The sequence below is a fragment of the Streptomyces sp. NPDC048419 genome (assembly GCF_043200415.1).
Taxonomy (GTDB): Bacteria; Actinomycetota; Actinomycetes; order Streptomycetales; family Streptomycetaceae; genus Streptomyces.
Window position 1 is genome coordinate 25,583 of the sequence record NZ_JBICXT010000044.1, and the last position, 11,245, is coordinate 36,827.

Annotated in this window: 9 protein-coding genes and 1 pseudogene; 8 read left to right on the plus strand and 2 right to left on the minus strand. The window is 69.8% G+C overall.

Translation table 11 applies throughout. From position 1 onward, the window contains the following. Positions 1-67 precede the first annotated feature (67 nt). Both ACGFYN_RS44190 and ACGFYN_RS44195 read left to right on the plus strand, forming a co-directional pair. Positions 68-535, plus strand: a complete 468-nt coding sequence (locus ACGFYN_RS44190; protein ID WP_393871659.1) for a hypothetical protein — start codon at positions 68-70, stop codon at positions 533-535. A gap of 147 nt (positions 536-682) precedes the next feature. Continuing rightward, entirely contained in the window at positions 683-1,681 is a 999-nt protein-coding gene (locus ACGFYN_RS44195) for a helix-turn-helix domain-containing protein (RefSeq protein ID WP_393871660.1), read from the plus strand. Positions 1,682-2,183: 502 nt separating this feature from the next. Here ACGFYN_RS44195 and ACGFYN_RS44200 read toward each other — a convergent pair. Beyond that, positions 2,184-2,750: a TetR/AcrR family transcriptional regulator gene (locus ACGFYN_RS44200; RefSeq protein WP_393871661.1), complete on the minus strand. Its 567-nt coding sequence runs from the start codon at positions 2,748-2,750 to the stop codon at positions 2,184-2,186. Positions 2,751-2,895: 145 nt separating this feature from the next. Between ACGFYN_RS44200 and ACGFYN_RS44205 the strand changes: the two genes are divergently transcribed. The 3 genes and pseudogenes from ACGFYN_RS44205 (at position 2,896) to ACGFYN_RS44215 (ending at position 8,417) form a co-directional block, all read left to right on the plus strand. Next, positions 2,896-4,365 carry an MFS transporter gene (locus tag ACGFYN_RS44205; RefSeq protein ID WP_393871662.1) on the plus strand — a complete coding sequence of 490 codons (1,470 nt, stop codon included), beginning with the start codon at positions 2,896-2,898 and terminating at the stop codon, positions 4,363-4,365. Positions 4,366-4,393: 28 nt separating this feature from the next. After that, positions 4,394-4,921: pseudogene (locus ACGFYN_RS44210) on the plus strand (alpha/beta fold hydrolase); the annotation flags it as partial. Between the two features lie 370 nt (positions 4,922-5,291). Then, positions 5,292-8,417 (plus strand): discoidin domain-containing protein, encoded by a 3,126-nt coding sequence (locus tag ACGFYN_RS44215; RefSeq protein ID WP_393871663.1) that lies wholly within the window; start codon positions 5,292-5,294, stop codon positions 8,415-8,417. A gap of 257 nt (positions 8,418-8,674) precedes the next feature. On the opposite strand, the gene ACGFYN_RS44220 is transcribed toward ACGFYN_RS44215, so the two are convergent. Next, positions 8,675-8,815 (minus strand): hypothetical protein, encoded by a 141-nt coding sequence (locus ACGFYN_RS44220; protein ID WP_393871664.1) that lies wholly within the window; start codon positions 8,813-8,815, stop codon positions 8,675-8,677. A gap of 454 nt (positions 8,816-9,269) precedes the next feature. Between ACGFYN_RS44220 and ACGFYN_RS44225 the strand changes: the two genes are divergently transcribed. The 3 genes from ACGFYN_RS44225 to ACGFYN_RS44235 all read left to right on the plus strand — a co-directional run bounded on the left by ACGFYN_RS44225 (position 9,270) and on the right by ACGFYN_RS44235 (position 10,860). Beyond that, on the plus strand, positions 9,270-9,716 hold the full coding sequence (locus tag ACGFYN_RS44225; protein WP_393871665.1) for a VOC family protein: 447 nt from the start codon (positions 9,270-9,272) through the stop codon (positions 9,714-9,716). Positions 9,717-9,726: 10 nt separating this feature from the next. Next, positions 9,727-9,888, plus strand: a complete 162-nt coding sequence (locus ACGFYN_RS44230; RefSeq protein WP_393871666.1) for a hypothetical protein — start codon at positions 9,727-9,729, stop codon at positions 9,886-9,888. 210 nt (positions 9,889-10,098) lie between these two features. After that, entirely contained in the window at positions 10,099-10,860 is a 762-nt protein-coding gene (locus tag ACGFYN_RS44235) for a thioesterase II family protein (protein WP_393871667.1), read from the plus strand. Positions 10,861-11,245 lie beyond the last annotated feature (385 nt).

Genomic DNA, 11,245 nt, shown 5'->3' on the forward strand with positions numbered 1-11,245 from the left:
CGTCAACCCGTAACACCCGCGGCGCGCCGCCGACCGCGGGACCGACCATGACCATGAGGAGTCAGCAGTGAGGAACATCGCGAAGTCGTCGGCCGCAGCGTTCGCCGTCATGGCGGCGGCCGTCGCCACGGCTCTGGGCGTCACCGCCGCCCCGGCCTCCGCCGCCCCGTCAGGGGCGCAGTACGACACCGCCTGCAACGTCACCTACTCCTACATCTCGGCCGGAGCCCATCACGGCGCGGGCGACGTGAACTACTGCCGTCTGTGGGGCGGCAGCATCGGGGTGCGCTCCGCACCCGGATCCAGCACCCTCGTGGGCACCGTCAACAGCGCCAACATCAACTGGTTCCGCGGCGACACGCTGAGCTCGCAGTTCTGCTCCGGCAGCTACTGCAACAACGCCTGGGCCTTCACCGAGGCGGACAACGGCAATTGGGGCTGGGTGCCCGAGGTGTACTTCTCCAGCTCGAACACCAGCTGGGACCCGAACCTCCGCTCCTGTGACGCCAATCCGGGCCTCTGCGCACCGTTCTAGGACCCGGCTGACGGAAGCGGACACCAGGAGCCATGGCCGCGGCGCATTTGCGTCGCGGCATTTCCGTGTCGGCAACCTTGTGCGGCAGTCGCTCGTCTACCTCAGCGGCCCAGCACCGGGCGTGGCAAACCCCCCACCGCATTGTGAGTGACCGACTCGATGCTTCGTATCCACTTCACCGCGCGCGACATGGAAAACATCCGCATCGCCCAGCAACCCGACCCCTTGTGGGAACTCGTCTGCGCCGTCTGCCGATTGAGCTCCGGCCAAGGACCACTCGTCTTCGGCCGTTGGCGAAGATCGGTCTCCGAAAGACTTCTCAGCGAGGAACGGACCGGCTTCGCCGTGCGGTTCACGCAGGCGCTCGTCCCCACGACCGGCTACATTCCGGACTTTCTCACGCCCCCTGTCTTGGGTCAGGGCCTGTCTCCGGCCCTGGACCGGGTGCAGGCCACGCCACGCGAACGGCTGCTGAGGGATCTACGGCAGTTCGCGGAGATCCGTCCGGTGCCCGGCTGGGTCACGCATCCGGGAGGATCGGCGGGAGCCTTCGCCGCCTCCCTGGTCACAGCTCTCGAATCGTCCTTCCGTGCCCTGCTCGCACCTTATTGGGCCCATGTGCGATCGGCGGTGGGAAACGATGTCGCGCTGCGCTCGCACGATCTCCTCGAACGGGGCACAGGCGCCCTCCTGGGTGGATTACGCCCATGGGCCCGCTGGAACGCACCGGTGCTGGAGGTGGACTACCCGTGCGAACGCGATCTCCATCTGGAAGGGCGCGGGCTGCTGCTCGTGCCGTCGTACTTCTGCTGGCGCAGGCCGACCTCGCTCGCGGACCCGGGTCTCGACCCCGTGCTGGTCTATCCGGTGGCGAAATCTCCGCTCGACCTCGTCCGCGCGCGCGACGAACGGCTCGAACGGCTGCTGGGACGTACACGAAGCGCGGTGCTGATGGACGTGGCCCGGCACAGCGGCCGTACCACGACCGAGGTCGCCCAGTCGCTCGGCATCGCCCCGCCCAGCGTCAGCTACCAGATCGGCGTGCTGCGTGACGGAGGCCTGATCATCAGCCGCCGCGACGGCAAGTACGTCCTGCACCTGGCCACCGCCCTGGCCCGCGGTCTGCTCGACCGCAGCGGCGTATGAGGCCTGGACCTGCGGGGTGCCTTTCACGAGCGGCGAACCAGGTGACAAGTAACCCGCCGGTAGCTTTCAGATCAAAGGTCGCCCCCTTGCGAGGACGTGGCGAGGGGGCCGAATGGTGTTGCCGGCGTCAGGTCGCGGCCGGCTCGGGGTCCGGTTCCTGGGGGACGGGCTGAGCGAGGTGGAGGCGGCCGCCCACATTCAGCCGCCGTCCGCGGCCCAGGGCGCCGGCCTTGTTCCTCAGCAGGCCCGCCTCGTCGCTGTTGGAAGCACAGCCGAATTGCCAGGCGCCCCGGGTGGGGGCCAGCGCTCTCCCGCCCTGGGCTCCTGGAGAGTACGGGCCCCGTCAGGGCCGGGGCAGCGGTAGGCCGGGCAGCTGATGGTGCCGCAGGTGCTGGCCGCCGTCGTAGGCGTGCACGGTGAACGTCTCCGGCTTCCGGGGCACCCGCACCTCACGGAGTCCTGGCACCGCGTCCGAGGGGTGATCCCGGGGACCGGGCCGAGGTCACAGCAATCGGTCGACCAGTCCGTCGACGTAGTCCGGGGTGAGCGGGCCGATGCCGAGCAGGACTCGGACGTACATCGGGGCCATCACGTGGTCCAGCACGCCGAGCGCGTCGGGTGCGTCCTCGCCGCGTTCACTGGCGCGATCGAGCATGGACTGCAGTTTCTCGTTGCGTTCGGCGAGGAAGGCGTCACGTGCCTGCAGGCCCTGCTGGCCGTTGCTCGACAGGGTGACGGCCAGACGTAGCACCGCCAGGCCGTCGGGTCCGGTGATCACGCGGGCCACTTGGGCCGCGTAAGCGCGCAGGTCGCCTTCCAGACTCCCGGTGTCGGGCATCGGCGACAGTGCGTTGAGGCGGGTGAGCGCCACGTCGGTGAGCAGGTTTTCCAGGCTGCCCCACCGGCGGTAGATGCTGCTGTCGGCCACGCCCGCGCGGGCTGCGACCTCGCCGACGGTGAACTTGCCGTAGCCGCGTTCACTCACCAGGTCGGTGACGGCCTGGTGCACCGCCGCGCGGACGCGGGCGCCGCGCCCGCCGGGTCGCCGGGCTTGCTGTCGCTCGTTCATGCCCCCACCTTAACGCAGCCGACACTTGCGTTTATGAGGCGACGCCCTTACAGTCGCCTAACGCAGTCAACGGCTGCTTTAGGGCGCCTGGGGGCCGACCATGTCGGCCGTGGAGAGGCGCAACCACCGATCGAGGGGAATCTCCATGGCTCGATCGCCTGCGGCCGTAGGCAGTCGACCGAACCGGGCCGTGCTGCTCGCGGTCACCTGCCTCGGCCAATTCATGGTGCTGCTCGACAACACGATCGTCGGAGCAGCGCTGCCCGACATGCAGCACCGGCTGCACACCCAACTGACCGGTCTGCAGTGGATCGTTGATGCATACGTGCTGCTGGTCGCCATGCTGCTGCTGTCCGGCGGTGTCTTCGCCGACCGCTTCGGCCGCAAGCGGGTGTACCTGACCGGTGCGGTGGTGTTCACCGCCGCATCGGCGCTCTGCAGCCTCGCACCCTCTGTCGGATGGCTGATCGCCGGCCGGGCGCTGCAGGGCATCGGGGCCTCGGCGCTGAGCCCCGCATCGCTGGCCCTGCTCGCCGCCGCCTATCCCGTACCCCAGGAACGCATCAAGGCGATCGGCCTGTGGGCCGGATTCAGCGGAATCGGCCTGGCAGCAGGCCCCGTGGCCGGCGGCGTGCTGACCGATGCCTTCGGCTGGCCCGCCATCTTCCTGGTCAATCTGCCCATCGGTGCGATCCTGCTGCTGGTCGGCCTGCGCCACCTCGACGAGTCCCGCAATCCGAACGCCCCCGCGATCGACATCCCGGGGACCGTGCTGTCCGTTGTGGCGGTGGGAGCACTGACCTACGGACTGATCGAGGGCGGCGCCCGCGGCTGGACCGCACCGGTCATCCTGGGAAGCTTCGCCGCCGCGGCGATTCTTCTCGCCGCCTTCGTCGCCGTCGAAGCGCGTCGCTCCGCACCGATGCTGCCGCTGCGCCTGTTCCGTCAGCGGCTGTTCACCGTGTCCAACACCGCAATGATCGTGGTGGGGTTCGCGCTGATGGGCTCGTCGTTCTTCTTCTCCCAGTTCTTCGTGTACGTCCAGGGCAGCTCGATCCTGCGCGCCGGCCTGCAGACCCTGCCCGTCTCCCTCGGCATGGTGACCGTCAGCCCGTTCGCTGGCCGGCTCGCCGCCCGCTACGGCTTCCGCATCGTGGTCACCATCGGTCTGACCCTGGCCGGAGGGGGGCTCCTTGCGCTGGGCCTGGTGCACGCCGACACCGGTTACGGCAACGTGTGGTGGCGGCTGGCAGTCGTCGGCATCGGCTTCGCCTTGACCATGTCCCCGCTGACGGGCGCCACCATCCAGGCGGTCCGCCCGCAAGAGGGCGGCCTCGCCTCTGGCATCAGCAGCACGACCCGGCAGATCGGCGCGGTGCTCGGCGTGGCGGTACTCGGAGCCGTCGTCCGCACCCGGCAGTCCGGCGGTGCCTCCTTCGAGGCCGGCCTCAACAGCGCCTTCGTCGCCGCCGGCGCCGTCACCATGGCCGCCGCCGCCTTCACCGGCCTGTGGCTGGCGAGGTCCAAGCCCACGGAAGGCTTGGCGGTGCCGCACCGCTCCACGGGTCCGGACGCGATCACCACGCCGGACGAGGCGACCACGAACACCCGTTGACGTCGACAACCAGAAACTGAGCAGATAAATGCAGCCGACGTTCGTACTGGTTCACGGCGCCTTCGGGAACTCCTTCTCCTTCGCGCCGCTCCAAGCCGAACTCGGCCTGCTCGGGCACCGCTCCGTCGCCGTCGTCCTTCCCGGGCACGGGTTCGCCGCGACGTACCCGCACGTCTATCAGGTGCCGCAGGACCTCGAAGAGCTCGCCAACGCGCCCGGAGCCATCAAGGGCGTCACGCTCGCCGACAACGCCGCGCACCTCATCGGGATCCTGGAGCGGGCCAAGCGGAACGGGCCCGTCGTCCTCGTCTCCCACAGCCGCGGCGGCATGACGGCCACCGTCGCGGCCAACCATCGGCCCGACCTCATCGACCGCCTCGTCTACGTCTCCGCCTGGTGCCCCGTCGACCTCGACGTCAGCCCCTACTACGCCGAGCCCGAGATGGCGACGGTCGACGCCACCGGGCTGGCATCGGCGATGGTCGGCAACCCCGCCGAACTCGGGCTGCTGCGCTTCAACTTCCGCACCGCCGACCCCGGGATCCTCGCGGTCTACGCTCACCAGCAGCCACCTGAAGTGGCTGGTCGACCCGGCACCGGCCGCCCGAGTTCTGGGCGACTCGCCACGTTCCCGCCTGTCGGATCATGATCGGGTGAGCCGGAGGGCGGCGAACGCTGGTCCGAGCCGGCCGCCGTTCCCGAAGGCATCGAGGAAGGGGCGGCCGGTGAGCCGTACCGCCCGTCCCGGCGGGTACGGACACCCGCCGCCACGATCGGCCGGGTGTTGGGCTCCAACGCACCGGCCGGTGTCGCGATCAACGGTGTCGTACCCCTTGACGGGCCGGCACACGCGAACGAAGAATTGCCGCCATCGCCCTGACAACGTTGTCTCGGCCGGTCGGAAACCGGTCAGAAAGGCGTCGAGAGTGACACACGGAGCCCCGCAGATCAACCGCCGCCGTTTCGTCCAGCTCCTGAGTCCTTCCGTCGCCCTGGCGGCCCTTCCCACCGCACTTGGCCCCAACACCGCCCATGCCGAAGGGCGTTCGCCCGTGGCGCCGGACGCCGTGGCCGAGACCTACTACCGCGTCCTGCTGAACCACACCCACTGGTCCGAAACGCAGTGGGACGCGGGCCGCGGCTACTACACGGACAAGGACTTCGGTTTCGCCGTGGTGCTCGGCAACGCCGTCCTGCTCACCCACGGCAGTTACGACAGCGATCGTGCGGGAGTCGACGAACAGACGCTCAAAGCCCGGACGATCGCCACGATCCAGCACTTCGCCGCCTCCAACCGCCTTACCGGGGGCACCCAGTGGGGCCGGACCCTGTTCTTCGACACGACCTTCCAGCTGTACTTCGTGCTGGCGGCCCGCCTGCTGTGGGACGACCTCGACGAGACCACCCGCGCCGACATCGACACCATCACCCGCGAACAGGCCGCCTACACCACGAACTTGGGCACGGGCGACGACCCGAACTCCGGCAGCTGGACCCCCCACGGCCTCCTGGGCGGCTACGTGGGAGACACCAAGCTCGAGGAGATGGGTGTCTACGCCCAGTCCCTGGCCCCCGGCCTGGCCTGGGCCGCGAACGATCCACGGCACGCCGACTGGGAAAAGGCGTTCGGAGCCTGGTCGCGCAACGAGACCGGCCTGCCGCAGGCCGACCGGGCGAACCCGACCCGCGTCGACGGCATCCCTGTGTCCGACAACTCCGCACGCAACCTGTACGACACGTTCATCGTCGAAAACCACGGCTCCTTCGGACCGCACTACCAGGAGGAGTTGTGGCGCACCTCGGGCCGCAACGCCGCCCACTTCATCACGGCCGGACGGCCGTTGCCGCAGGTGCTCACCCATCAGCCGAACGCCGATCCGCTGTGGCGCACCCTCCTCGGCGTCATGAGCGACGCAGGCGAACCACTGATGCCCATGGTCAACGACCGCGAGCACCTCTACGGCCGTGACGTCATCCCGCTCGCCTTCCTCGCGCAGGTGGGCAAGGACCGTGCGGCCGCCCGGGCGGAAGCGGCTCTGGCCGAGCGGCTGGAGGCCTACCAGATGTACCCGCCCGAGTACCGGCTGGCCAAGTTCTCCGGCGAGCCGAAGTACGAACCGGAGGCCCGCGCCGAACTGGCCATCAGCTACCTGCTGCATCTGTGGGCCGCCGGCCAGGGCCACACCGTCCGCCCCCTGTCCGAGGATGAACTGTTCCAACAGGCCTCGGGCGTCAGCGACTTCGGCACCTGCCCCGGCCTGGTGTCGCACCAGTCGGCCGCCGCCTGGGCGGGCGCCGTCACCAAGCCGGGCTTCGTGAAGTTCGCCTGGCAACCCGCCCATGACGACTGGCTGTTCAAGCTCAGCGGCGCCACCCCCATGTTCCTTCCCAGCTCCGCCGCCCAAGTGACCAGTCGTCAGGCACGCACCTACAGCAGGCTCCGCGACGGGTTCGACGGCAGCGCCACCCTGCTGCACCTGAACATCGGCTATACGGGCCTGACCACCCTGCCGACGGGCGCGGTGGTCTACGCGACCACGGGCTTCAGCGCCGGCGAGGGCCATCTGGAGGTCTACAACCTCACCATGCCGGGCCTGGCAGGCCTCACAGGGTCCCGCACCTACCGCTTCGAGGAGGGCAGCGCCTCCGTCGTCGCCCAGGACGCCCGCCCCCCGGCCACCACGTCACGCGTGGACGAGGTGACCTTCGCGCGGACCGAGGTGCGGCATCTGCGCATGCTCGGTGTCCGGCCCGATCCCACGTACGGCTATTCGCTCTACGCCTTCGAAGCACGCGACGGGGCAGGCGGCAGCGACCTCGCGCAGGGCGGCACGGCCACCGCCTCCTCCTACGACCCGGGCAAGGAGCCGGCCCTCGCGGTGGACGGCAACGCCACCAGCCGGTGGGCGGTCTCCCGCACCGACCGCTCCCGCGCGGACAGCTGGCTCGCCGTCGATCTGACGGCCGTACATGCCGTGGACCGGGTGACTCTGCGCTGGGAGGCCGCCGCCGGACGGGCCTACACGGTGCAGGGCTCGACGGACGGCCGGCAGTGGACCGACCTCACCTCCTGGCCCGTGCCCGACGTCCGCAGCCAGGGCGGCTGGCTCGACGTCGACGGGCGCGCGGGCCTGATCGTGCGGGGCTCGAAACAGCCGCTCGCCGTGTACGGCGACACCATCGTCCTGGCCGACGGCCCGGCCGCACCCCTGCTGGTCGAAGGATTCCCCAGCACCTCCGCCGACAGCCTGCGCCAACTCGCCCGACACGACGTCCCGTTGGCACAGGACGACACCGTACGTGCGGCCCTTACCGACGGCCACCTCAGCCTGTTCAACCTGTCCGACCGGCAGGTCACGACACGCGTCGACATCCCCCAGTCCGCCAGACGGATGATCGTGTTCGAAGGCCGGCAGACCCTGACCGCCCACGGCAGCAGCTACGAGGCCGAACTCGACGCAGCCACCGCCACGTTGCTGCCACCCCGGCTGACCTTGAGCGCGCTGTCCGGCGGCCGGCTGCCCGCGGGGCTGCAGGCCGAGGTCACCGACGCCGCGACGCTCCGGCTCACCGGTCCGTCCTGCCGCATCCAGGTGAGCGGGCAGGGCCGGAGCGAGGTGGCGGTGGTCCGCGCGGGCCGGACCACGACCGTCACCCTGCGCCAGGTCACCGCCTACCCGCTCAACGACCTGGCCCTTGGACGCACGGTCTTCCCGACCAACCCACTGCCGCCCGGCATGTCGGCCCCCTCGGCCGCCGTCGACGGCGATCCCGACACGGCATGGACGCCCGGACCGGGCGGCCGCATGGTCGTCGACCTGGGCTCCCAGCTCCGCGTCCGCACCATCCGCACCGCATGGACCGGGGGCCGAGTACCCGTGCTCCGGGCGGAGTTCAGCAGCGACGGCCTCACCTACACACCGGCCGGCCGACTCACCGGCCACGGCCGCACCCGGCAGCTCGCCACGGACACCACCGCGCGTTACGTGGCCTTGGCCACCGACGCGAGAGTGAGCAACGACGCCCGGCTGATCAGCCTTTCACTGAGCTGATCCCACCGAGTAGGAGCGACCTTCGACGAGCGGCCGCACGCGAACGGACGAAAGCCACGCGGCGGCACGCTGACGCGTAGGGCGGGCGGTGGGAGGGCAGATGAGTGCCGCGTCTCCGGGCCAGACAGCAAATCGGTCCGGATCGGCGGCTTTCCACTCCGTCGCCAGGATTGGGGGCTCGGCGAGTGCTGATCGCAGCCATCCTCGCTTTCACAACTGGCTTGCCATAGGCGTCAGTTTGGGAAGCCAGCAGCTTCTCAGGCCAGCGGCAGTTTTTCGGTCATGCGGAGTTGGTCGATCACGCTGGGAAGTTGTGCCTCGGTGGCGGCGTCGGCGGCGTCGGCGGCGTCGGCGGCGTGGGGGTCGCCGGCCGTGACAGCGTCGATGATGGACAGCAACTGAGGTAGTGACTCCTGCGGGCGTCCGGGCGCAGTTACGATCCCCGTCAGCGGCATTGCCCTGGTCCTCGGCGTGCACAGCATCCTCTCGGCCGCCTTCGTCTTCAGACAACATCGCCGGAAACTGCGTGGCCACCCTCGTCGTCGGCAAAAGGGAGAACGCAACCGACCGGGAATGACTGCGTACCCAACTCGACGCCGGATACCAGGCCGCGTAGCGGTCCAGCCGACGGGCGGCAGGTCCGGTATACAGACGAGCCGAGACCTACGCCCGCATCACCAGGGCGAGTGAACCCTCAACAGGCTCACGGCTCAGGGGTGTTGCTCGCGAGGCGTCCGCCTACCGCGGTGCGGTCGTCGGATGCGCCGACCAAGTCGACGGGGCAGACCGGTGGCGCGTCTCGCCGGTGCGGTATCTGAACCGGCCTGATCCAGATCTCAGAGAGGGACCACCATGGCGTTCACCGCCCACACCTTGCACCTCGCCGCTCGCGGTGCGGACGAGGCCCCCGGCTGGTATCAGAAGGCGTTCGGAGCCGAGGAACTCACCAGGCTGGTGGTGCCCGGCGGCCGGCTGATCCACGTCCAGATCCGCATCGGGACACTCACCCTGATCCTGGCCGACGAGTTCTCTGAGCTGGAGTCCTACGGACCACAGCACTTCGGCGGCACCTACGGTGCCGTCTACCTGCATGTCGACGATGTCGACGCCGCCTGGGAGCGGGCCGTCCATGCCGGCGCCACCGTCATCCGCCCGGTGAACGACACCTTCTGGGGTGAGCGGGAGGGGCAGCTGCTCGACCCGTTCGGTCATCGCTGGGGCCTGGCGCAACACCTTCGCGACGTACCGCTCGCGGAGCTCCAGGAGCTCACCACTGAAGCGTTCTCAGGGCTCGGCTGACGGTCCGGCAGTGTTCGCGCAGTGCGCCGACGAGGGAGCCGACTGTGCCGGGCAGCACGAGCGCCTGGGCGACGCAGGCGAGCGCGGACTGCGTCTGCTGCGGCAGCGCCTGCTCGAACCGGGAGCCGAGGCGGCGGCGACGGTGTATCCCACTTCGCGCCGCAGTTCATGAACGCCTCATCGGCCTGCGCACTGTGATTCGCTGATGTCAGCGGTAGTCAGCGCCGCTCAGGATCGAAACCTGGCCACACAGCTGACGCAGTGAATTGCGGGAGTGGTAGCTGCTCCCAGGCGCTAGCGTGGGCGCCGCGTCCGCCACCAGCCCGCGCTGCGGTTTCCGTATCCCATCGCGCACCACCCTCACGCAGGAGGATGTTCCGCCATGCATCGCGACCGCGGTCCCGCCGACTGGATCCGCCGCTACCGGCCCCGCCCGAACGCCTCGGTGCGGCTGGTCTGTTTCCCGCACGCCGGGGGCTCGGCTGTGGTCTTCCATCCCTGGGCAGCGGCGTTCCACCCCGATGTGGAGGTACTCGCCGTCCAGTACCCGGGCCGGCAGGACCGGCTTGCGGAACCGCCTATCGAGGACCTCCCGGAGCTGGCCCAGCACGTGCTGGGGCCGTTGCGGGCAACGGTCGGCGACAGCCGGTACGCGCTGTTCGGACACAGCATGGGCGCCACCCTGGCATTCGAGGTTGCCCGTCAACTGGAGGCCGACGGCGGCGCCGGCCCCGAGCTGCTGGTTGCATCGGCTCGTCGGGCCCCCTCCCGGCACCGCGCCGAGCTGGTCCACCAGCTGGCCGACGCCGATCTGACCACGCACATTGCCGAGCTGAGCGCCACCAACGGCCGTCTGATGGAAGACCCCAGGGCGAGGGCCATGATCCTTCCGACCGTACGAAGCGATCTGCGGGCGATCGAGACGTACCGCTGCCCACCGGGCACCGCGCTGCGCGCGCCCGTCCTGACGATCATCGGAGACGACGACCGCTGGACCACGCTCGAGGAGGCGCAGGCGTGGGCAGGACACACGCACGGCGGCTTCGAGCTGCGCGTGTTGCCCGGCGGGCACTTCTATCTTGACGAACAGCAAGCCCAGGTACGCCAACTGGTCTCCGCACGCCTCGGCTGCGGCGGGGAGTGACCCCCGCCCGGCCGGCCGACGCGGTCTTCCCCGCAGGGTGGGACTGGAGCTGAGGTTCGGGCGACTTCCTTCGTGGCGGTCTGCACCTGCTCGTGAGCCGTGTGGCCGCGAGTGAGCGGATGCGATGCCGCAGGCAGGCAGCCGTACCCGGAGGACCCCGGCTGCGTGCCCGCGGGTTGCGTCGCACCACGGCGAGCCGGTTCAACCAGCAGCTCCACCGCTCGGTCTCCTCCGGCGGCAGCCGTCCCGCCCGGGTCAGGGTCGCCAGCCCGCGCAGGTTTGGACGATCAGCACTAGTGTCCTGCGCCAGTAGTTGATCGTTAGTAGGTGTGTGACTTCTGCTGCTGGTGCGTCAGTTCCCCGTCGGGGCCCGAAGCTGGAACCG

Bases quoted from the DNA above. Each gene is read 5' to 3' on its own strand.
- ACGFYN_RS44200 (WP_393871661.1), bottom strand. From the start codon at position 2,750: ATGAACGAGCGACAGCAAGCCCGGCGACCCGGCGGGCGCGGCGCCCGC.
- ACGFYN_RS44205 (WP_393871662.1), top strand. From the start codon at position 2,896: ATGGCTCGATCGCCTGCGGCCGTAGGCAGTCGACCGAACCGGGCCGTG.
- ACGFYN_RS44225 (WP_393871665.1), top strand. From the start codon at position 9,270: ATGGCGTTCACCGCCCACACCTTGCACCTCGCCGCTCGCGGTGCGGAC.
- ACGFYN_RS44235 (WP_393871667.1), top strand. From the start codon at position 10,099: ATGCATCGCGACCGCGGTCCCGCCGACTGGATCCGCCGCTACCGGCCC.